This is a genomic window from Micromonospora echinospora (genome assembly GCF_900091495.1).
GTDB lineage: Bacteria > Actinomycetota > Actinomycetes > Mycobacteriales > Micromonosporaceae > Micromonospora > Micromonospora echinospora.
Window position 1 is genome coordinate 5,307,827 of record NZ_LT607413.1, and the last position, 21,784, is coordinate 5,329,610.

The window sequence follows — 21,784 nt, forward strand, 5'->3', positions numbered from 1 at the left end:
CCAGCGACCCGCGTCGGGACTCTCCGGCGCCACCCGCCGCTCGGTGCCGTCGAAACCGGTCGGCCTCTCGAGCGGTTCGTCACCGTCCTGACCGGACGTGGGTGCGCGTTCCGGCTGGTGCTCCAGCGGGACGGAAGGGCCGGTCGGGTCGATCGTAGGATTTTGTTCAATGAGTCTTGTGAGCAACTCCGAGGGCAGTGTACGGTGACAGCCAACATAAAGGATCAAGTCGTTAACGTCCATGACGGAAGGCGACCGGGATGCGTTTCTGCGTAGCTTTCGCTGACCGTCAAGTCACTGTTTGCCATCTGCTTTTCGGTGCTGTCGGCGGCTAGTTGCCGCCTTGATGGTGCCCGTTTGGTGGTATCTTTTCCAATGCCGCTACCGGAATTGCAACCCACTTCTTTTTCTTGGGATTTTTTCTCTCCTTGCGACTGAATTCACTGTCGTTCCGTCCGGCGAAATGTGTCCTTCCGTTGGGGAGGTCACGGATCGTGCGCCAACTACTGCCCCTAGCCCGACTGGTCCTGGTTCAACGAGCCGGGCCCCGAGGTGCTGTCCGACATCCGTGGACGGCGCAGCGGTGGCCCTAAGATCATCGGCGCGCCGCGTGCGAAGATGACGCAAATACGGTATGCGAAAGGAGGGGGGTGCGGACCAGTACGTCCCGCGCTCCGGACTGAAAATGACGGTAGTAGATGAAGTGAACCTGACACCCCTGCCATTGCTGCAACTGAGCAGTGGTTTCTCGAGCTTCAAGACCTTCGCCGCCGCAGTGGAGCTGAGTCTGTTCACCCGGCTCGCCGATGGTCGGACGATGAGCGTGACGGAGGCGTCTGTCGAGTTCGGACTGCCGCATCGCCCGGCGGATCTGCTGCTCACTGCTTGCGCCTCGCTGGGACTGCTGGAGAGGCGTGGTGACGGGTACGGAAACACCGCACTCGCCGAGATGTTCCTGGTCGAAGGGCGCCCCTACTATTTCGGTGGGTTGGTGCGGTTCTACGACAAGCGCGAGTACCCGGCATGGGGTCGTGTTCTCGAGGCGCTTCGGTCGGACAAGCCGACCGCCTGGGACCCGGAGGTCCAGGACTCTCCGTTCGTGGCCGAGGACTCGCAGATGCTGCAGTTGTTCTGGGACGCGATGCACTGCATCTCGACGTTCACCGCCCGTGCTCTCGGTGAGGTCTACGACTTCGGCAGACACTCCCGTCTGCTGGATGTGGGGGGTGGCTCCGGAGCGTTCCCGATCGAGCTGTGCCGCCACTACGCGAACCTGTCGGCGACGGTGTACGACCTGCCCCACGTGTGCCCGATCGCTGATGCGAAGATCGCCGACGCTGGACTGAGCGGACGGATCACCACGGTGGCCGGGGACTTCCTGCGCGACGCCGCGCTGCCGGCGGGCTACGACGTGATCCTGTACAGCATGATCATGCACGACTGGGGTGAGGACACCGACCGGGAACTGCTGCGACGCGCCTATGAGGCACTGGCGCCCGGCGGTGTGGTCATCATCAGCGAACTGATGCTCAATGCCGACCGCACCGGCCCCGCCGAGGCCGCCCTGATGGGCATGAACATGCTCATCGAGACCACGGCCGGCAAGAACTACTCCGAGACCGAGTACATGACCTGGCTACAGGATGCCAAGTTCTCCGACGTCCGCACCCTGCCGTTCGTCGCGGCCGGCGCGAACGGTGTCGTCATCGGCGTCAAGAACTGACCGGACCGGGGCGACAGTCGGGTAGGGCCCGGGGGTCCCGCCCGCCCCCCGGGCCCTACCCGGACCGCCTCGCGCCAGTCGACTGGCGCCGCCCGGCCGACAGTCCTCCGGTAGCGGCGGCTCGCTTCCCGCGCCGGGAAGCGAGCCGCCGTCGTGCGTGCACCCACGAGCGAGAGCCCCTTCCCGTGGCCGGGAAGGGGCTCTCGTTGGTCCTGTGTGGTGTCACTTGTTCCAGAGTTCGGCGACCAGGTCGGCGGCCTGCTTCTCCCACTGGGCGTAGTGGTCGGGGTACGCCGACACCTGCACCGTCTGGGCGGCCTGGGTCAGCGGCATGTCCTTCCAGCCGTCGACCTGCTTGAGGCCCTTCAGGAACGCGGTCGTGGAGTACTCGGGGTCGGTGATCTGCTCGACCGTGCCCCACCCGGACGACGGGCGCTGCTGGAACAGGCCCTGCGAGTCGTGGTCGTTGCGGTCACCCAGGTGCCCCAGGTTCTCCAGCTTCGACTCCTGGAGGCTGGTGGCGATGGCGACCACGGCGGCCCGCTCGTCCATGCCGGCCTTCTTGGTGGCCTCGATGATGGCCTTGGCGTTGTCCTTCTGCTCACCGGAGAGCGGCACGGTCGACTGTCCGGCCGGCACCCCGTTGGGCAGGAGCTTGTCCATCGACACCGGCGTGTCGGCCGACTGGGTCGCCGCCACCGGCTTCACCGTGACCGCCGGGGTCGTGTCGGCGGACAGGCCGGGACCGGCGGCGATTCCCGCCACGGCGGTCAGACCGGCGATGGACAGCACACCACGCTGGATAAGCTTGTTCATGGTCAAAGCTCCGTTCGGGGGTTGACGCGCCCATCCCGACAAACCGCCCAACCGGGCGGTGACGGGACAGGGCGTAAGCACCACACGCAAGGGCGCTCTGAGAGACGTTCCGGGGGATTTCCGTCGCGCCGGCAGGGGGACCCGGGGGATCCGCCAGGCCCGCGATGCGGGCTGCTCCATCGGCGTCGACATGGTGTAACGACCGACCGGCCGCCCCCATTCCCGGGGCCACCCGGCCACCCGCCGCGCTGACCGGCAGCGGGTCACGGCCGCACGGGGGATACAACCACCCCGCCCCCGCCACCATTCCCCGCCACCCCGACCCGGCGGTCCCGCACGGGCCGCAGCCGTGATCGCGAAGAAGAGAAGGGTTCGTTACTATTAACCGTTCGCGATCCCGATGCGGGTCATCTACCGGAAAATTCCCATGGTAGCGGTGGCACGGGATACGTCACCGTCTCGGCGAGGAAGGGCGACCATGGAACGGCCGGAGTGGGCACCAGAGGATGTTGACCTTAGTCGGCCGAGCGTCGCCCGGGCGTACGACTACTGGTTGGGCGGTTCGCACAACTTCGAGGTCGACCGGGAGTTCGCCCGCCAGGCGCTGGCGGCGGTGCCGGACCTTCGCCTGGTGGCGCGGGCGAACCGTGAGTTCCTGCACCGGGCGGTGCGGTTCATGCTCGACCAGGGGATCCGGCAGTTCTTGGACATCGGATCGGGTATCCCGACGGTCGGCAACGTGCACGAGATCGCCCAGCAGGTCGATCCGGACGCCCGTGTGGTCTACGTGGACATCGACCCGGTGGCGGTGGCGCACAGCACCCAGATCCTCGCCGGCCAACCGAACGCGGTCGCCCTGCTCGAAGACCTGCGTCACCCGGAGGCCATCCTCGACCATCCGGAGACCCGCCGGCTGTTGGACCTCGACCGGCCGGTCGGCCTGCTGCTGGTGTCGGTCGTGCACGCCGTGCCGGACGAGGACGACCCGTACGGGCTAGTCAAGCGACTGTGGACGGCGCTGGCCCCGGGCAGTTGCGTGGCGATCAGCCATGTCACCACCGACAGCCGTCCGGACGAGATGGGAGAGGGCACCCGGCTCAGCGGCCGGACGAGCACGCCCGTCACCGCCCGCACCCGGTCCCAGGTGGAGGACTTCTTCTCCGGCCTCGACCTGGTGGAACCCGGTGTGGTCTGGTCACCGCTGTGGCGTCCCGAGACTCCCGGCGACGTCGGAGAGCATCCCGAGCGGATGAGTTTCTACGTCGGGGTCGGATGCCGCAGGTGAACGATCGGCCCGACATCCCCGGGGCCGACGATCGGCGCCGTCCGGGTGTCGAGGAGTTCGCCAGGGTGTGGGCCGCAGCGTTGCACCGGGCCCACTACGTGCCGATCAGCGCCGGTGAGCGGCACGAGATCGTCGCCGGACTAACGGACCGTCTGGTTGCCGGTGTCCTCACCGAACCGGCTGACCCCGGCGCCGGCCAGCGGATCGGCGCCGATCTCGTGGCGGCGGGCTTCGGGTCACCGGAGGCGCTCGGTCGGACGATCGCGATCATCGGCTCGCGGCTGATCGCCGACCTGCGGCTGCCTCCGGACCCCGCGCTCGACGCCCGGCTGACCGGGCTGTTGGCCGAGCTGGCGATCGGCTTCGCGTCGGCCGCGCACGACCGCAGCCTGCAGGCACAGGACCTGGTCCGGCTGGCCGCGTTGGCGGCGCACACCCGGGCCGAGGAGGCGTTGCGGGTCAGCGAGGCGCGGTTCCGCCGCTTCGCCACCCACGACCAGCTGACCGGACTGCCCAACCTGACGTTGTTCACCGAACGCCTGGGACGGATGTCCGCTGCCGGTGAGACGGTCGACCGGGCCGGCGTCTGCTGCCTCGACATCGACGACTTCGCGGCGGTCAACGACGTGCTCGGGCATCGGGTGGGCAATCTGCTGCTCCGGGACATCGCCGGCCGGCTCGGCGCGATCACCGACCGGCGGATCGACCTGGTGGCCCGACTGGACAGTGACCGGTTCGCGATCCTGATGGTCGGCACCACCTGCGCCGAGGACACCGCCAAGATCGCTGACCGGGTGCTCGCCGCGCTGGCCGCCCCGTTCCACGTCGCCGGCACCGAGGTGCCCCTGACGGCGAGCGTGGGAGTCGCCGAGGGGCCGGTCCGCGACGGCAGCGGCGCGAAGCTGCTGCGCGCGAGCGAGATCGCGTTGCACTGGGCCAAGGCGGACGGGAAGGCGACCTGGCGACAGTTCGACCGGGACCGCAGCAACGCCGACGCCGCGCGGTACCGACTCTCGGCGGCGATGCCGGCGGCCCTACGGCGGGGCGAGTTCACCCTCGCCTACCAACCCATCGCCGATCTCCGATCCGGACGGCTGGCCGGGGTGGAAGCGCTTGCCCGCTGGCGCCACCCCCGTCTCGGTCTCCTGACCGCCGCACGGTTCATCGAGCTCGCCGAACGCACCAGCCTCGTCGTGCCCCTGGGCAACCACCTGCTCGAGCAGGCGTGCCGCCAGGCCAGCCGTTGGCAGCGTGTCCAGCCCGGACTGTACGTGAGCGTGAACGTGTCGGTGCGTCAGCTCCAACAGGACGGCATGGCCGCCGCCGTCGCGCAGGTCCTCGACCGGACCGGCCTGCCACCGAGCCTGCTCCAGCTGGAGGTCACCGAGCAGGCCGTGATCGAACTGAGCGGCGTCGTGATGGACACCCTCACCGCGCTGATGAAACTCGGCGTCCGACTCGTCATCGACGACTTCGGTGTCGGCTACGCGAACCTGGCCAACCTCCGCGCCCTGCCGCTGCACGGTCTCAAGCTCGACGCCAGCCTGACCCGCCCGTCGGCACCGGCGTTCCGGCAGGCGGCGGCATACCACCCCAGCACGGATGACGACTTCCTCACCACCGTCGTGTCGCTCGGTCACAAGCTCGGCCTCACCGTGACCGCCGAAGGTATCGAGACCACCGAGCAGGCCCACCGTCTCACCGCCACCGGCTGCGACAACGGGCAGGGCTGGTACTTCGGCCGACCGGTGCCCCCCGACGAGATCACCGACGCCATCGTGGCGCAGAACCACTCGATGCTCACCATGTAGGACCGGGGCCGGGGCCAGTGGTCCGGTCGTGCCGGGATGCCAACGACCCGCACCGGCTGCCCGGGCCGCCCGTCGAGCCTCTGCCGGCTCCGGTCGTCAACCGGCACCGTCGTCCCGCCACCTGGCGAGGTTCCTTCGAGTGGTGAGCGCGTCCGGGTGGCCGGGTCCGAGCACGCGAAGCTGGTCGTCGAGCACACGCTCGGTCGCCGCTACGGCACCGGCGCGGTCACCGGACTCGGCCTGCCAGTAGGCCAGGTTGCGCCGAGTGGTCAGGGTGTGCGGGTGGTCCGGGCCGAGGACGCGTACGTAGTCGGCCAGTACCTGCTGGAGTGCTTCCACCGCGCCGGTGGGGTCGCCGGCCCGCCCCCGCCAGTAGGCCAGGTTGCTGCTGGTGCTCAACGTGTGGCGATGGTCGGGGCCGAGCACCCGTAACCGGTCGGCGAGCACCTGCTGGAGTGCTTCCACCGCGCCGGTGGGGTCGCCGGCCCGCCCCCGCCAGTAGGCCAGGTTGTTGCGGGTGGTCAGGGTGTCGGGGTGGTCGGGGCCCAGTACTCGTGATCGGTCGGTCAGGACCTGCCGGAAGGCCGCGACCGCGCCGGTGGGGTCACCGGCGCGGCCCTGGCTGTAGGCCAGGTTGTTGCGGGTGGTCAGGGTGTCGGGGTGGTCGGGGCCCAGTACTCGTGATCGGTCGGCCAGGACCTGCCGGAAGGTCTCCACCGCGCCGGCCGGATCACCGGCCTCGCCCCGCCACTCGGCGACGTCGTGAAGGGTGGCCAGGGTGTGCGGGTGGTCCGGACCGAGCACTCGCAGGCAGTCGGTGTGCAGATCGGCGAAGAAGCCCATGGCGTCGGCGGGATGGCCGGTGTCGCCGAGACTGCGGCCCGCGCGGCGCAGCACCGGGTGACCATGGGGAACAAGCAAGGCCTGACGGCGATGCTCGTACAGCGCTGCGGTGTTCGCGTACAGGGCCTGGTGGCTGGTCGAGGACTCTCGTCCCGGGACCGGCCAGATCTGCAGCAGCGCGTCGGCGGCGATGCGGGCGGCGGTGTCGAGCTGTTGCGGGGTGAGTCGGTCTCGGGCGGCCCGCTGGACGAGGGCGTGCACCCGAAGGTGGCTCCCGCCGTGCGTGACGAGACTGAGGCGGTGCAGGTTGCGCAGGGCGTCGGCGACGGCGTCCTGGTCGACCGGCGCGGCGTCGTCGCCGCGGTCGAGACTGCGGAGGTGGTCGGTGACCGCCGAGGTGGTGAAGAGGTGGACCGGGATGCCGTTGGGGTCCAGAAGCGCGGCCAGGTCCAACAGGGGGCGAGCCAGTCCGCGCGGTGGGAGCCGGTCGGCGGCGACGATCGACAGCCACCAGGTCGCGGCGACCGTCGCCCGGTGCTCGTCGGGCAGCGCCTCGGGCTCGGGCAGCAGATGAGCGAGAGCCCGTCGGCGATCGGTCAGGCGAGCCCGGTACCCGGCGCAGTCCAGTCCCCGGTCGGTGAGGTACGCGGTGGCCTGAGCCAGCGCGAGCGGAAGGTGGCCGAGACCGGCGGCGAGTTGGTGGAGTTGGTCGACGGGCTCGTGGGGCAGCTTGTGCCGAAGGTATGCGACCGCCTCGTCGGCGGTGAACACGCCGAGATCGAGGACCCGGCGTCGGCCGTCGGCGAGTGCGGCGTCACGGCGGCGGGTGGTCACCAGTACCCTGCCCGTCGGCGTGGCGGGTGGCCACAGACCGTTCAGGTCGGCCGGGGTCTGGAGGTCGTCGAGCACGATCAGCCACCGCCGGTCGCTCGTCGCCAGCCACGCCAGGAACTGCGCCGCAGCCTTCCGCGTCTCCGGGTCAGCGTGGTCGAGGACCGCGTAGGCGGCTTGCGCGTAGGCGGCGACGATGCCGTGCCGGGTGGCGGCGGTGACCCACACCAGGAGGTCGATCTGCCTCCGTGCGAATGCCTGGTCGGCGTACGCGGCAGCCAGCTGGGTCTTGCCCACCCCGCCCAATCCGCACAACACCTGCGTGTGCGCCGCTGTCCCACCGTCCATCCGCTTCAGGTCGATGATGTGCTGCCGCTGCTGGAACCCGTCGACCACCGTCGGAACCACCCCGACGTGGTGCGGCCACCGCACGACCCGAGCCGTGTTGATCGTCACCGGGGCGTGGAACTGGCCCACGGGACCGTAGGCGGCGGCGACACGTACCGGGGCGGGTGGGTCAGGGGGACCGCTGCCGGAGGCGGACGACCCCGCTACGCCTCCGGCCGTGGCGGGGGGTCCGGCAACTGTCCGTAGCTGACACTGACCGGGCCGGTCATGGTCGCCGCCGTCGGCCCGTAGGCGGTCTCCACATGCAGGGTGCCGTCGCCGACCTGCACACCCCGCGCTCCGTGCAGACTCACCGTGTGCTCACCCGTCCGCGAGCGGTCCGGGTCCACCAGCTCAAGGAGGCGGCTGGCGGCGGCCAGGACCAGCTCGTCCCGGTCGGCCCCGGAGTCGGCCAGTTCCATGGCGATGCGCTGCTCCCACACCGTCGAACCGGTGTCCTCGTGCAGGATCTGCTCGGGCTGACCACGCCCCGCCAGTCGACGCCGTAGCGCATCGCGCAGTCCGACATAGGCGTCCACCGCCGCGGCGCTGGTACCCGCACCCGCACCCGCAGCCAGTGCCGCCACGATCAACTCAACACCGGTCATCGCGACCACCCTCCCTTGAGGACACCAGCCGATTGTGTCACCGGGCGCCCAGGGAACCGCGTCGGCTCTCCCGGCGGTGGTCGCGGAGGCACAGCGGCCGATCACCTGACCGCCTCGGCGGGGACGAGGCGGTCAGAAGGGGGAGAGGCCAGGTCCCGGTTCGCCCGTGCCCGGCGTCGTCGCCTCCGCCTCGTCGGCCAGCGCCCGGCGCAGTCGACGCCGGTGTCCCCGGCTGACGACGACCTCCGTCACGGACGTGAACAGGCAGACCGCCGCGAGCCACGCCAACGAGCGCAGCGCGGAGATCGCCGCGGTGACCGGCAGCAGGGCCAGGACGATCGCCGCCCCGGTCAGCCGTGGCCAGACGACGCTGCGGGCGACCGTCGGACTCAGCCGCCACTGGAAGGCCGCGTGTGCCACCAGGAACAGGGCCACGCCGCCGTACATCGCCCAGCGGCCGACATCGTCGAGGGGATCACCGCGCCGGTAGGCGTCGGTGTTCCCGACCAGCGCGGGTACGTGCTTGAGCCCGAGCGCCAGCAGGATGACTCCGGCGATCATCGGCAGGTGCAGGTAGCTGTACCCATCCCGGGCCAGGGCCACCCGCTGGGCCGGCCCGGCGGCGCGCAACGCGTGTTCGCCGGCGAGCGTCGACAGGTCGAAGTAGATCCACTCCAGTGCCCCGGCGATCACCACCGCCAGCGCGGAGGCGGCGAACAGGCCGGGTGAACCGGGCAGGTTGGTGCCGGCGGCGCCGATGGAGACCAGCACCTCGCCGAGCGCGATGATGACGATCAGGTTGTGTCGCTCGGTCCAGTGCCGGACGGAGGAGATGACCCGGGCGGGCACCGGCAGCGCCATCCCGAAGCCGTAGTCGACCGCCACCGCGACTGCCCAGAGCGTGACCTGCCCGAGTTGCACCCGGCCGGGGTCGAGCGCGGACCGGGGAAGCAGTGCCGCCACCAGCAGCAGCACCGAGGCGACGGCCATCGGCACGACGAGCGCCGTGAGGTCGCGGCCGGTCAGCCCGGACGAGGCGTAGAGCCGCAGGGCCAGGTACAGCACGCGTACCAGCACGAAGCAGGCGACGAACCACAGCGCGGTGTTCACCCCGCCGGCGAGATCCTGGAATGCCTCCGGGATGGTGACCGCCAGGACGAACATGACCGGGGTGACGACGAGGACCGTCAGCCGTGACAGGCCGTAGTTCGCCCGGACCCGGTTGCCCAGCCAGGCGAAGAGCGACCACGACCACCACAGCATGGTGAACACGAGAAGCCCGTGGGCGATCCGCAGCGGCTCCGTCTCCTTCACCATCAGGGCATTGACCTGGATGAACGCAAAGACGAAAACCACGTCGAAGAACAGTTCGGCGGTGGTGACCTGGGTGTGCTCGGTCACCGGGCGCAGCCCCGGGCGCAGTCGCCGCGTCATGGCCGGGCAGGTCAGCGCCGGCGTGGACGCGCGGACTCGTCCGAGCGCCGTGCGGTCACCGGCTCCCCCCTCCGCCCTGGCGGTCTGCCCGGCGCGGGTACCCGTTGGCTCTCCCGGCAAACGCCCGGCGGAGGGCGTGGCCGGTGCCAGGTTCTCGACCGTGCCGGCCGCTCCCAGCCCGGAACGTGCGGCGACGATGCGCCGGTCGAGGTCGAGGTCGAGGTCGAGGTCGAGGTCGAGGTCGAGGGAGGGCCGTCGCCTTCGTCCGGGTGGCAGCGACATATACCAATGCGTCGGACGTCGGGAGGGGTGGGGGTTGTCGCCGGACCGGGATACATCGTATTCTCCATCGAACTAGTCGGGAATGTGGGAGACCGGTGAGTCACGTGGGGCGTCACGTCCCCTCGGCCAGGGCCCCGGGCGGCACGCGGAGGAGCTACGCGATGCGGACGTCGACGCGTACCGAACGGTTCGCCGGGCACCGTGCGAGGACTGCCCCCGGCGCAGATCGCCTTCGGCGGCCTAGCCGCCCGCCGGTCCGGGTGATGCCGGACCGTGGGTACGGCGATCGCGGAGGCGGCGGACCACACCACCCCTGACTGGTTGACTCGGCGGACAACAAGGTCCGGTCGACCTGCCACCCCTTCACGACTGGCGGTAGACATGCGAAAACTCATCCTCCTCGCCCTGGTGGGCCTGGGTGCCCAACTCGTCGACGGCAGTCTCGGCATGGCGTACGGAGTCACCTCGACGACGCTGCTGCTCGCCATCGGCACCAATCCCGCGGCGGCGTCGGCGACCGTTCACCTTGCCGAGATCGGCACCACCCTCGTCTCCGGCGCCTCCCACTGGCGGTTCGGGAACGTCGACTGGAAGGTCGTCTGGAAGATCGGTATCCCCGGCGCGCTCGGTGCTTTCGCCGGTGCCACCTTCCTGTCGAACCTGTCGACCGAGACCGCCGCGCCGTTGATGTCGATCATCCTGCTCACGCTGGGGCTCTACATCCTGATCCGGTTCACTGCGGTGGGTCTGCCCAAGGGCAACCTCGGTAAGCCGCTGCGGAAGCGTTTCCTCGCCCCGCTGGGCGTGGTGGCCGGCTTCGTCGACGCCACCGGTGGCGGCGGCTGGGGGCCGGTCGGCACCCCGGCGATCCTGGCCAGCGGTCGGCTGGAGCCGCGCAAGACCATCGGCTCGATCGACACCAGCGAGTTCCTCGTCGCCGTCGCCGCGAGCGTCGGCTTCATCGTCGGGATCGGTTCCGAGGGCGTGAACTTCGCCTGGGTCGCCGTGCTCCTGATCGGCGGCACCATCGCCGCGCCGATCGCGGCCTGGCTGGTCCGGCACATCCCGCCGCGCGTGCTCGGCTCGGCCGTCGGCGGAGTCATCATCCTGACCAACACCCGCACGCTGCTGCGCAGTGACTGGATCGACGCGTCCGACGGTGTCCGCTACGCCTTCTACGCCGTCATCTACGTCGTCTGGGCCGCCGCTCTGGCGTACTCCGTCCGTCAGTACCGGGCCAACCGGGACGAGGAACGCCGCATCATCGCCGAGAGCGAGGCCGCCGCGGCAGCCGACGGGCCGAACGAGAAGAGCGCCGCCCCGACCGTGTGATTCGCGACACCGACACGGGAGGAAGGCGATCAGCTCTGCTGGCAACGGCGGGGCTGATCGCCTTTCCGGCCAACGGTTGTCGGGACGGCGGTCGCTCGTCCCGCCGGCCGGGTGGCCCACCTTCCCGGGTTGGCCGGGCCACCTGCCGCGGCTATGCTGCGGCTCAGGTCATGAGTGCCAGCGACAAGCCCCGGCTTGCTGGCCGGCAACCCTCGTCGAGGTTCGCGGTGGGGTGCCCCGGGTGATGACCGGGCCCAGCACGACCAGGTGCTGGGCAAGCGCGGGCCCCGTCCCCTGCCGTACCGGGGTCCCTGGATGCCGGAGGTCTGGCATGACCACTGCCCTCGTACCCTCGCCCGTCCGTGCCGGGAATCGTCCGGCGCCACGACCGCCGTACCAGCCGCTCCAGGTGCTCGGCGTGCCCGGTGAGATCAACCTCGACTACGCCGCCTCCGCGCCCTGCGCCCGTGCCGCCGCCGACGCGGTGGCCGAGCTGCTGCCCTGGTACGCCAGCGTGCACCGGGGCGCCGGTGCCCTCTCCCGGCGCTGCACCCTCGCCTACGAACAGGCCCGGCAGACCGTTGGCGACTTCTTCTCCGTCCGCCCCGACGATCACGTCATCTTCACCCGGAACACCACGGACGCGCTCAACCTGCTCGCCCACGCGCTCCCCGCCGACACCAAGGTCGTCACGTTCGCCGGCGAACACCACGCGAACCTGCTGCCCTGGCCGGCCGGGACCCTCCGGCTACCGGTACCCGACTCGCCGAACGCGGCGGTACGCGCGCTCGCCGCCGCCCTGCGCGAACTGCGCCGGGGGACCGACGCCAGCACGCCGATCCTGGTCGCGGTGACCGGCGCGAGCAACGTCACCGGGGAGTGCTGGCCGGTCGCGGAGCTCACCCGGGTGGCCCACCGGCACGGCGCCCGCGTCGTGCTGGACGCCGCCCAACTGGCCCCGCACGCCCCCGTCGACCTGGCCGCGCTCGACGTGGACTACCTCGCCGCGTCCGGACACAAGCTGTACGCCCCGTTCGGGGCCGGCGTGCTCGTCGGGCGGGCGGACTGGCTGGACGCCGCACCGCCGTACCTGGCCGGCGGCGGGGCCACCCAGTACGTCGGGACGGCGACCCACGACGTGCGCTGGACCACCGGCCCCGGCCGGCACGAGGCCGGGACGCCGAACCTGCTCGGCGCGGTGGCCCTGGCGGCGGTCTGTACCGCGCTCACCACCGCGGACCGTGCCGCCCTGCACGTCCGGGAGCAGGCGCTGCTGACCCGGTTGCGCACCGGTATCGAAGCGCTGCCGCACGTCGTCGAGCTGCGGACCTTCGGCCCCACGGCCGACCGGGTCGGCATCGTGTCCTTCGTGGTCGCCGGCCGGGACTCCGCCGACGTGGCCGCCATCCTCGCCACCGAGCACCGGATCGGGCTACGCGACGGGCTGTTCTGCGCCCACCCGTTGGCCCGACGGTTGCTCGCCGAGGCCGCCGCGCGCAGTGGCCGCCGCGACCTGCCGCCCACCGCCCTGCGGGCCAGCCTCGGCCTGGGCAGCACCGACGAGCACGTGGAGCGCCTGCTCACCGCCCTCGCCGCGCTCGCTTGACCCGGTCCGGGCACGACGGATCACCGGGCGGCTGATCCTTCCTGCACCGAAGGCGACGACCGCTGCCCACGGCGGGACACGCGGTGGGCCGCCCGACCGCGTTCCGATCGGACGGCCCACCGGTGCGCGGTCAGCGCCCGGCGAGGAACGTCTCCACCGCGTCCGCCGCGTGCCGCAGCCCGCCGTTCGCGCGTACCTCGGACCGGATCTCGGCCAGCCGGCGCCGCAGCCGCGGATCGTCGGCGACCGCGTCCACCGCCGCGCGTAGCGTCTCCGCGCTGACCTCCTCGGCCGGCAGCCGCCGGCCGACACCGGCGTCGACGAGCCGGTCGGCGTTGCCGAACTGGTCCACCGCCTGCGGGATCGCGACCGTGGGCACGCCGAACCAGAGCGCCTCGGTGCAGCCTCCCATGCCGGCATGGGTGACGAAGGCCGACGCGTGGGCCAGCACCGCCAGCTGCGGCACGCTGCGGTGCACCTCCACGTTGTCCGGCAGCGGGCCTAGGTCGGCCGGGTCCACCTTGTGTCCGACGGCCAGCACGACGTGCCACGGCGAGTCGGCGAAACCGCGCAGGCAGGCCCGGTACACCGGCAACTGGTCGTTGTAGGCCGTGCCGAAGGAGACCAGCAGGACCCGCCGTCCGTCGGTGGGCGGTGTCCAGGTCGGGTCGGTGAGCCGGGCCGGGTCGAGACACGGGCCGACGAACCGCACCGAGTCCGGGACCCGGTCGGCGTTCGGCTGCATCACCCGGGGGATCAGCGACAGCACCCGGTCCGGGTGGGTCAGGAAGTGTCGCGGTTCCCGCCGGATGCCGTTGTCGGCCAGCCACGCGCCGAGGGTGGCGTAGTAGTCGCGTCCGGACTCCGACTCGTACAGGGCGGTGAGGATCTCCGCCATGTCCTCCTCGTAGCCGTTCCACGCGACCATCGCTGGTGACAACTGCACCGCCGGCACGTCGTACCGGGCGGCCAGCAGTGGCCCGGCCAGCCCGCCGATGTCGTAGAGCACGAGGTCCGGCCGGTCCGTGTCGTAGCGGGCGGTCAGGAGCGGGAGCACCGCGATGCCCTCGTCGAGGAACACCCGCATCGCCTCACCGGGGTCCTCCGGCCAGGCGGTGTCGCCCTGCGGCAGGATCGACGGGTGGGTGACCGGTTCCGCCCCGGTCGGCGTGACCAGGCCGGTGAGCGGTTCGCCGATCGCGTAGGTCACCCGGTGGCCCCGGTCGACCAGTTCCCGGATCAGGCCCAGAGACGGGTAGACATGGCTCGGCGCGGTGCTGCCGACCATGGCGATATGAGCTGGTTTGCGCATGTGAAAGGGTCCTGTCGAGTCGGAGGGAAGATGCCATCCGGCGGCGACACGACGCGGACGTGACCTGGGCCGCTCGACGCGAGCGGGGGATCGGCCAGGTCGACCAGGGGTCGGTCGATGGGTGACCGACGCGCCGTACCGCCTCAGGCGGAGCGCAGGCGCATGTAAGCGATGATCATGCCCGGAATGCTAGCCGGCCCGCGCCGGAGCGGACAAACCAGTTACCCGCCCCGGTGCGTGGCCGGCGACCCGACGCGGCCCCGCCGGCCGAACTCCCCCGACTGCCCCGACTCAGGTCTGCGGGCGGGATCGGACCGGTCGGTAGCTGAGCCGGCACAGCAGCGTTTCGGCCGCGTACCCGAGACCTCCGGCGATCCCCGTCACGTTGTGCAGGGCGTACGCGGGCACGGCAGCGGCGGCGGACCAGTCCGTCCAGAGCCGTGCGTCGATCAGGGCGAGGGGCGCCGCCGACGACCGTGACCGTGGTGCCGACCAGTGCGACGCGGGTCAGGAGCGTGCGGTGCCGGCCGGGTTCGTCGAGCAGCCGGCGCCGGGCCGCCCACATGCCGAGCAGGAACGGGGCGACCACGTCCAGGGCCAGCATCGGCGCCAGCGCCGACCAGGTCGCCAGTCGGGCACCGGCCCCCGCCAGAGGCGCTGGTGCTCAAGCACAGCGCGGACACCGGCCGGCTACCCGACGACGACATGCTGGCCGCCATCGTCGACCAGGCGATCCTGCCGGCCGTCGGGGTCGACGCGTCGGAGCGCCACCGCACGTGACGCGCCGACGACGACCTCGGCAGCCGACGACGACCTCAGAAACTGATGAACGCGTACAGCGCCAGGTGGTTGGACCTGGTGCCGCTCACCGTGTGCCCGACGGGTGACGGCTGCACGGTGCCCCGGACGAAGAGGTAGTCGATCTTGCTGGAGCCGTGGGTGGCCTTCGTTCCGTAGCCGGTCATGCCGTGGCCGCTGAGCGTGCCCGCCGGGATGCCGGTGCGGTTGGCGTCGATGCCGACGACCCGGATCGTCGAGGCGTTCATCAGGCTGGTGGCGTCGGCGCCGAGGTGGATGCCGGTCCCGCCGATCCCGGTGTACCCGTCACCCGCGCAGGCGTTGGACCGGTTCTCCTGGGGAAGGTGCATGGTCGCGGCGAAGACCGTGGTGCCGGTCTCCCTGATGGTGAACCGCGCCGCGATGGCGCTGGTGCGCTTCCACTTCCACTCGTTCACCGAGGCGTCGTCGTTGTTCGGTGGCTTGTAGAGCGTGCAGCCCGCGCCGCCGTCGTACGCCGTGCCGGGCTTCAGCCAGCCCGCGCTCCAGTACTTCGAGATGTCCCCGCTCGCCAGGCTCAGCCGTCGGGTGTTGTAGACGATGCCGTTGGTCTGCCTCTTCTTCAGGTTGCCCAGCGACTGGTCACTGCACCGGTGCGTGCTGCCCCACTCCTCGGGGTCGTCCCAGGCCACGATCGCGCGGTACGTCCCCGCCGCGTACCCGAACTTCGCCGAGAGCTGGTCGGCGTACGCCTGGGCCTGTCCGGTGCCGCGTACCTGCTGGACGATCAGCAGGTCGGGTGCCTGCACCCCGGCCGTGCCGGTCCGGCCGTCGGCGTCGACCAGCATCGAGGTCAGGTGGTCCGGTCCGGAGATCCGCGTACACGTGCCGTCGGCGTTGTTCACCACGAGGTTCTCGATGTTGTTGTTGTAGACCCGCAGGGTGCGGTCCACGGCCAGGGCCCCGTCCGCCGTTCCCGTCGCCCCGGCGACCGCCGGCAGCGGCGCGAACGCGGTGGCCGCGAGCACGACCCCCGCCATCAGCCTGGACAATCCGCCCTTCGTCGCCACGGCACTCCCACCCATCACGTTCCTCCCGACGACCACCCACCCAGGTGATCAATAATGCTCAATGTATGTGCCCGGCCCGGGAAGGGCGACCCCGGGCAGCGCGCCGCGATGCGGAGTTCGGGGGAGCACCGTGACAGGATGCGCACCGTGCGTTCGGGGAAACCTCTTCTGGTCGCGGTGGCGGTCTGCGCCGTGGCGCATGCCGCGGGCATCCTGGTGGCCGATCCGCTCTGGCGGTACGCCGAGGTGCTGAGCCTGGCTCTGCTGCTCGCCTACGCCGTGGTCAGTGGGCTGCCGCAGCCCCGCTGGGCGGTGCCGGCGGCCCTCACGGCGCTGCTCGTCGACGCGGTCCGGACGATGCCGGCCGACCCGGACACCGGACCCTACGGCTGGCAGATCCTCCGGCCGGGCCCCACCGACGTGGACATCTGGGCCGGCTTCGAGTCGGGACTCATGCTCTGCTGGGCGTCGTCGATCGTGGTGGTGGTCCTGCTCGCGGTCCGCCACCGGGCTGGCTGGCGTCGACGGACGGTGGGCGTGGCGGCGGTGGCGGCGACGCTGGTCGTCGGGTACGCGGTCGTCCGGGTGGTCGGCATCTGGCTCGCCACCCGAGCCGAACAGCGGCCGTACGCGGGCGGCGCCGACGTGGCCGACGACAGGGTGGCCGCCGTGGGGCTGGCCGTGCTGCCGGCGGTGGCGCTCGGGGTGACCGCGCTGGCGCTCGCCACGGCACTGGCCAGGCACGGCCGGTGGCTCGCCTCGGCCGGCGCGGTGCTACTGGCCCTGGTCGCGCTGCCGCACCTGGACGCGAGCATCGGGGCGGTGCCGCTGCCGCTGCACGCGGGGGAGGTGCGCAGCGCCGCGTTCGCCTGGCCCGCCTACGCGCCCAGCCTGTCGATGCCGCACCCCGTCGCGGCGCTCACGGCGGCGGTGGAACTGACCGCGTACCTGCTGCTCGTCGCCGGCCTGACCGGTGCGCGCCGGCCGACGGACGCCGCACCGGTGGAGCCGGCCGGGTCGCGGCCCTGACGTCGGACCGCCGCCGGTGTCCGCTGGCCCACCGCCGGTGTCGGTGGGCCAGCGGAGCGTCGGTCAGCTCACCGACGTGTTGTAGCTTTCGATCGCCGACTGGACGCTCGCGGCGGCGTCCTTCATGGCCTGCTCGGCGGGCTTGGTGCCGACGATGGCCGCCTCCAGCCCGTCCTCGGCCGCCTTACGGGCCTGCGGCATCACGCCGAGCAGGCAGCCGGCCGAGGCGACCGACGGCGGCAGCGCGTGCAACTGGTCCACGGCGGTACGGAACTGGGGGTACTTCGTCGTCCAGGCCTTGTCGACCTGGTCCAGGGCCCGCACGTTGATCGGCACGTAGCCGGTGCCGGTGTGCCACTGGGCCTGCGGGGTGGCGCCGGCGGAGAACTTCGCGAACTCCCAGGCGGCCCGCTTCTCGGCCGCGCTGTGACCGACCCCGCTGATCCAGAGCGACGCGCCACCGATGATCGGCCCGCCGGTGGAGGAGTCCGACACCTTCGGGTACGGGGCGGTGAGGACGGTGAACCGGCCCGCCGCCGCGTCGACGTAGCCGCGCAGCACACTCGTCGACTCCAGGTGCATGGCGACCGTGCCGGCCTTGAAGGCAGCCTGGGCGTCGTCGGTCTTCCGGCCGGTGTTCGTGGCGTAGCCGTTGCGGACCAGGTCCGCCCACCACTGGGCGACCTGCACCGCCGCCGGCTGGTCGAACTGCACCCGGGTGGCGAGCTTCTGGCGGCCGTTGCCGTTGTCGCAGTACTCCTTGCCGTCGGTGGCGAGGAGTTGTTCGAGCAGCCAGCCGTAGATGGCCGCGCCGAAGCCGTACCGGGTGGTCTTGCCGCTGGCGTCCTTCACGGTGAGCTTCTTGGCCAGCTCGCCCAGCTCGGCCAGGGTCTTCGGCGGCTGGTTCGGGTCGAGCTTGGCGGACTCGAACGCCTCCTTGTTCAGGTACAGCAGCGGGGTGGAGGTGTTGAACGGCATCGACCAGAGCTTGCCCTCGACCGAGTAGTAGCTGGCGATGTTCGGCTCGATCTCGGCGGCGTCGAACTTGTCCTTCTCGATGAACCGGTGCACCGGGACGACCTGCTTGGAGTCGACCATGAAGCGGGTGCCGATGTCGTACACCTGGACCAGGGCCGGGGTGCTCTTCTGCTGCACCGACGCCTTGTACTTCGCGATGGTCTCGTCGTAGCTGCCCTGGTAGACCGCCTTGACTTCGACCTTGCCGCCGTTGGCGGCGTTGAAGTCGGCGACCAGCTTGTCCACGGCGGTGGCGTTCGCGCCCTTCATCGAGTGCCAGAACTCGACCGTCGTCTTCCCGTCGGCGTTCTCGAGCGCCTCGGCGCCTGGCGCGTCCAGGGCGTCGGACGCCTCGCCGCCGGAGTCGGCGCCGCAACCGGCGACCAGCGCGGCGGCGGTGAGCAGGGCGAGAATGACTGCGCCGGTACGGCGTGGTCGGGGAAGTGCCATTGCCTCTCCTCGGTGGGGGTTCAACGCAGCGCGCCCGCGGTCAGACCACGGACGATGTACCGCTGGCCGAAGATCACGACGGCCAGGGTGGGGAGCAGGGAGAGCGCGACGCCGGCCAGGATCAGCCCCGGCTGGGCCGCCTCGGCGTCGTTGAGCTGGGAGATGCCGATCTGGAGGGTCTGGTACTCGGGGTCCCGGATCAGGATCAGCGGCCAGAAGTACTGGTTCCACGCGGAGAGGAAGACATACACCCCGACCGCCGCGATGGACGGCTTGGAGAGGGGCACCACCACCCGCCAGAGCAGCCGCCAGTGCCCGCAACCGTCGATCACGGCCGCGTCGCGCAGCTCGCCCGGGAACTGGAGGAACGCCTGGCGCAGCAGGAAGGTGCCGAACGCCGAGGCGAGGAACGGCAGCACCAGTCCGAGGTAGGTCAGCCCACCCCGGGTCAGCCCCCAGTCCGAGATGGCCAGGTAGTTGGGGATGATGATGCTCTCCCACGGCACCATCAGCGTGGCGAGGAAGAGCGCGAAGGTCGCCGCCTTCGCCGGCATCCGCAGGAACGCGAACGCGTACGCGGCGAGGATGCTGGTCACCACCTGGGCGAGGGTGATCACACCGGCCTGCACGGCGGAGTTGACGTAGAACCGGCCGAGCGGCACGGCGTCGAACACGTCGCCGAAGTTCTGCCAGTGCAGGTCGCCCGGCACCAGCGCCGGGGGATAGGTGGCCAGGTCGCCGGGGCCCATCACGGCGCCGGCGAACGCGTAGTAGACCGGGAACAGCACCGGGATCAGCGCCAGCCCGAGGACGACGTAGACGACGATCCGGCCGGGGGAGACACGTCGTTTCATCGGTAGTGCACCCGCCGTTCCAGAATGCCGAACTGGATGCCCGTGCAGATCAACATGATCAGCAGCAGCACGACCGCCTGGGCGCTCGCCGCGCCGAAGTCGGCGGAGCCGAACGCGAACGCCTTCTCGTAGATGGAGTAGACCAGGGTGGTGGTGGCGTCGTCCGGTCCACCCTTGGTGAGAATGTGGATCTGGCCGAAGCTCTGGAGCGCGTGGATCGTGGAGACCACGACGAGGAAGAACAGCTGCGGGGAGAGCAACGGGATGGTGACGTTCCGGGCGAGCCGCCAGCCGGTCGCGCCGTCGAGCCGGGCCGCCTCGACCACCTCCTGCGGAATGGCCGCCACTCCGGCGGAGAGCACCAGCACGTTGTAGCCGAGGTTCATCCAGACGGTGGCGACGCCGACCGCCGGCAGGGCGATGGACGGGTCGGTGAGCCAGTTGACCCGGTCGACGCCGACCGCGCCGAGCAGCCCGTTGGCGATGCCGATGGCCGGGTTGTAGATCACCGCGAAGACCACGGACGCGGTGGCCACCGAGAAGGCGAACGGCAGGGCGAAGGCGGTGCGCAACGCGCGTACGCCCCGGATCCGCGACTCCAGCAGCAGGACCACCAGCAGCGCGCCGAACACCGCCGGCAGGACGCTGATCAGGGTGAAGATCGCGGTGGTGGCGAGCACTCCGAGGAATTCACCGGACAGCATCTCGGCGTAGTGGGCGAAGCCCACGTAGGCGCTCGGTGCGCCGAAGATGTCATTGCCGTGTGTCGACAGGTAGAGGGTCCGGCCGAGGGGCCAGAAGATGAACAGGGCGAAGACCGCGACCGATGGCAGGAGCAGTAGCCAGGCCAGGCCACGCTCGCCACGTGGCCGGCCGGACGCGGGGGAACCGCTGGCCGTGGCCGCCGTGGCTTCGGCGTCTTCGGCAACCGAGGGGGGAGGCACCGCCGCACCCTACCAACGGTTCCGGTTGAAGAAATGCTCCAGACACCCCTGCGTTACCTGACAGCAACCTTCACGCCTCCGGCTTCCGGTTCCCTCGGCCGTCCGTTTGCCGAGTTAGGAGTGGTAAACGCTGGTCGATGGCCCGAGATGGTGGAACGGTGCCGGCGAATCGTACGCGGCATTGACGTACGCCAGAGGCGGTCGATCCGCCGGGTGGCGCGACGACATCCATGGTGTCCGATTTGTTGAGATCTGGCGTCATCTGGCAAACGTCGTCGCCGGACCGAGGTATTTTCCCGCCGCCGCCCGTCTCCCTGAACCTGAGAACGTCGACGTGGTAGCCACGTCGGCACCCGGCGTCGATGGGAGACCCTGTCATGGCCATTTCGGGCCGCCGCGCTCGCCGTGCGGCACTGGCTCTGCTCAGCTGCGCCGCCCTGACCGCCCTGGTGGGCGGAACCGCGGTCGCCGCCCCGGTGGACGCCCCGCCGGATCGGATCCGGTCCGTCACGGACGTCTGGATGCGGGACGTCGCCACCGACGTCGGCCTCCAACCGCACTGGGGCAACCCGATCTGGGCCAGCCCCGACGTGCGGGTCTGCCGGACGCCGGTGCCGTGCGACGTCAGCGCCAACCCGGTCGTCGGCGCGACCAACTACATCAAGGTCCAGTTGCGGAACCCCGGGCCGTACGGCTCCGGCACCGACACCGGCATCCTGCGCTTCTACCGCACCGACCCGGGTGGTGGCCTGGTCTGGCCGACAGCCTGGACGCCGGTCACCTCGGTGACCGTCGTCGTCCCGCCCGGCGTGACGACGGTGCTCGTCCCGTGGATCGGCGTGCCCGGTCCCGGCCACTTCGAGCTGCTCGCCGTGTGGGACTCCGTGAACGATCCGCTGCCGCTGCTGGGGCCGGACATCATGACCAACGTCCGGTACCACAACAACATCGCCTGGCGCGGCGTCGACTCGGTCATCGTCTGACCGCCACACACGGTCGGGTCAGGTGCGGCCGGTCAGGAAGGCGTCCAGCACGGCCATCGACTCGGACCAGCCGGCGGGGTGGTCGTGGGATAGACCTTCACCACGTACGGTGACCCGTTCCCGTCGCGTACGCCGACGACCTGGCCCACCGCGCCCTGCACCGACGGTGCCCACCGGTCCACCTCGATGCCGGGGAGCTGCGGTCGTAACCGGTCGAGAACGTCGGCGAGCACTGCGGGATCGACGGCCACGGGAACCATCCTGTCGTCCGCCCCGCTGGCTGGTCCACCAGCAGGGGGTTCTCGCCATGGGGATCGGACGGGCAGGCGTCCCCGTCCGGGCGGTGTCGTAGGCTCTGGGCGGGAGCGCCGCCGTGCGGTGACCCGTCCA

At 70.9% G+C, this 21,784-nt stretch carries 17 protein-coding genes and 1 riboswitch; of the genes, 7 read left to right on the top strand and 10 right to left on the bottom strand.

Annotation, left to right across the window (positions count from 1 at the left end):
• The first annotated feature begins 703 nt into the window (after positions 1 to 703).
• A complete protein-coding gene (locus tag GA0070618_RS23660; protein ID WP_231931425.1) occupies positions 704 to 1,723 on the top strand; it encodes an acetylserotonin O-methyltransferase in 1,020 nt (339 codons plus the stop codon).
• A 222-nt stretch (positions 1,724 to 1,945) separates the two neighbouring features.
• Here the strand turns inward: GA0070618_RS23660 and GA0070618_RS23665 are convergent, their stop codons facing one another.
• Positions 1,946 to 2,539 carry a hypothetical protein gene (locus tag GA0070618_RS23665; protein WP_088980942.1) on the bottom strand — a complete coding sequence of 198 codons (594 nt, stop codon included), beginning with the start codon at positions 2,537 to 2,539 and terminating at the stop codon, positions 1,946 to 1,948.
• 478 nt (positions 2,540 to 3,017) lie between these two features.
• On the opposite strand from GA0070618_RS23665, the gene GA0070618_RS23670 reads away from it, so the two are divergent.
• On the top strand, positions 3,018 to 3,824 hold the full coding sequence (locus tag GA0070618_RS23670; RefSeq protein WP_088983588.1) for an SAM-dependent methyltransferase: 807 nt from the start codon (positions 3,018 to 3,020) through the stop codon (positions 3,822 to 3,824).
• Positions 3,821 to 5,635 carry a putative bifunctional diguanylate cyclase/phosphodiesterase gene (locus GA0070618_RS23675; RefSeq protein ID WP_231931426.1) on the top strand — a complete coding sequence of 605 codons (1,815 nt, stop codon included), beginning with the start codon at positions 3,821 to 3,823 and terminating at the stop codon, positions 5,633 to 5,635. Before GA0070618_RS23670 ends, GA0070618_RS23675 begins: the two co-directional genes overlap by 4 nt.
• A 96-nt stretch (positions 5,636 to 5,731) precedes the next feature.
• Here the strand turns inward: GA0070618_RS23675 and GA0070618_RS23680 are convergent, their stop codons facing one another.
• The 3 genes from GA0070618_RS23680 to GA0070618_RS23690 all read right to left on the bottom strand — a co-directional run bounded on the left by GA0070618_RS23680 (position 5,732) and on the right by GA0070618_RS23690 (position 10,020).
• Positions 5,732 to 7,786, bottom strand: a complete 2,055-nt coding sequence (locus tag GA0070618_RS23680; RefSeq protein ID WP_088983590.1) for a tetratricopeptide repeat protein — start codon at positions 7,784 to 7,786, stop codon at positions 5,732 to 5,734.
• Between the two features lie 74 nt (positions 7,787 to 7,860).
• On the bottom strand, positions 7,861 to 8,304 hold the full coding sequence (locus tag GA0070618_RS23685; RefSeq protein WP_197701611.1) for a hypothetical protein: 444 nt from the start codon (positions 8,302 to 8,304) through the stop codon (positions 7,861 to 7,863).
• A gap of 132 nt (positions 8,305 to 8,436) precedes the next feature.
• The gene (locus tag GA0070618_RS23690) at positions 8,437 to 10,020 is read right to left on the bottom strand and encodes a low temperature requirement protein A (RefSeq protein ID WP_088983591.1); all 1,584 of its coding nucleotides are present in this window, start codon (positions 10,018 to 10,020) and stop codon (positions 8,437 to 8,439) included.
• A 381-nt stretch (positions 10,021 to 10,401) separates the two neighbouring features.
• Here GA0070618_RS23690 and GA0070618_RS23695 point away from each other — a divergent pair, with 381 nt between their 5' ends.
• Positions 10,402 to 11,352, top strand: coding sequence for a sulfite exporter TauE/SafE family protein (locus GA0070618_RS23695; RefSeq protein ID WP_088983592.1), 951 nt, complete (start codon positions 10,402 to 10,404; stop codon positions 11,350 to 11,352).
• A gap of 166 nt (positions 11,353 to 11,518) precedes the next feature.
• Positions 11,519 to 11,639: riboswitch (SAM riboswitch) on the top strand.
• Positions 11,640 to 11,683: 44 nt separating this feature from the next.
• Positions 11,684 to 12,958 carry an aminotransferase class V-fold PLP-dependent enzyme gene (locus GA0070618_RS23700; RefSeq protein WP_088983593.1) on the top strand — a complete coding sequence of 425 codons (1,275 nt, stop codon included), beginning with the start codon at positions 11,684 to 11,686 and terminating at the stop codon, positions 12,956 to 12,958.
• Positions 12,959 to 13,088: 130 nt separating this feature from the next.
• On the opposite strand, the gene GA0070618_RS23705 is transcribed toward GA0070618_RS23700, so the two are convergent.
• On the bottom strand, positions 13,089 to 14,270 hold the full coding sequence (locus GA0070618_RS23705) for a macrolide family glycosyltransferase (RefSeq protein ID WP_170107937.1): 1,182 nt from the start codon (positions 14,268 to 14,270) through the stop codon (positions 13,089 to 13,091).
• A gap of 815 nt (positions 14,271 to 15,085) precedes the next feature.
• Positions 15,086 to 16,132 (bottom strand): hypothetical protein, encoded by a 1,047-nt coding sequence (locus GA0070618_RS23715; protein ID WP_231931427.1) that lies wholly within the window; start codon positions 16,130 to 16,132, stop codon positions 15,086 to 15,088.
• A 123-nt stretch (positions 16,133 to 16,255) separates the two neighbouring features.
• Here GA0070618_RS23715 and GA0070618_RS23720 point away from each other — a divergent pair, with 123 nt between their 5' ends.
• On the top strand, positions 16,256 to 17,146 hold the full coding sequence (locus tag GA0070618_RS23720) for a hypothetical protein (RefSeq protein ID WP_088983595.1): 891 nt from the start codon (positions 16,256 to 16,258) through the stop codon (positions 17,144 to 17,146).
• Positions 17,147 to 17,209: 63 nt separating this feature from the next.
• On the opposite strand, the gene GA0070618_RS23725 is transcribed toward GA0070618_RS23720, so the two are convergent.
• The 3 genes from GA0070618_RS23725 to GA0070618_RS23735 are packed head-to-tail and all read right to left on the bottom strand — an operon-like array spanning position 17,210 to position 20,411.
• On the bottom strand, positions 17,210 to 18,613 hold the full coding sequence (locus GA0070618_RS23725; RefSeq protein WP_088983596.1) for an ABC transporter substrate-binding protein: 1,404 nt from the start codon (positions 18,611 to 18,613) through the stop codon (positions 17,210 to 17,212).
• Between the two features lie 20 nt (positions 18,614 to 18,633).
• Positions 18,634 to 19,467, bottom strand: coding sequence for a carbohydrate ABC transporter permease (locus GA0070618_RS23730; RefSeq protein ID WP_088983597.1), 834 nt, complete (start codon positions 19,465 to 19,467; stop codon positions 18,634 to 18,636).
• Entirely contained in the window at positions 19,464 to 20,411 is a 948-nt protein-coding gene (locus GA0070618_RS23735; protein WP_197701613.1) for a carbohydrate ABC transporter permease, read from the bottom strand. Before GA0070618_RS23735 ends, GA0070618_RS23730 begins: the two co-directional genes overlap by 4 nt.
• Positions 20,412 to 20,788: 377 nt before the next feature.
• Here GA0070618_RS23735 and GA0070618_RS23740 point away from each other — a divergent pair, with 377 nt between their 5' ends.
• Complete coding sequence (locus tag GA0070618_RS23740; RefSeq protein WP_088983598.1) at positions 20,789 to 21,394, top strand: hypothetical protein; 606 nt, start codon at positions 20,789 to 20,791, stop codon at positions 21,392 to 21,394.
• 32 nt (positions 21,395 to 21,426) lie between these two features.
• Here GA0070618_RS23740 and GA0070618_RS23745 read toward each other — a convergent pair whose 3' ends face one another.
• Positions 21,427 to 21,645: a hypothetical protein gene (locus GA0070618_RS23745; protein WP_094978030.1), complete on the bottom strand. Its 219-nt coding sequence runs from the start codon at positions 21,643 to 21,645 to the stop codon at positions 21,427 to 21,429.
• Positions 21,646 to 21,784 lie beyond the last annotated feature (139 nt).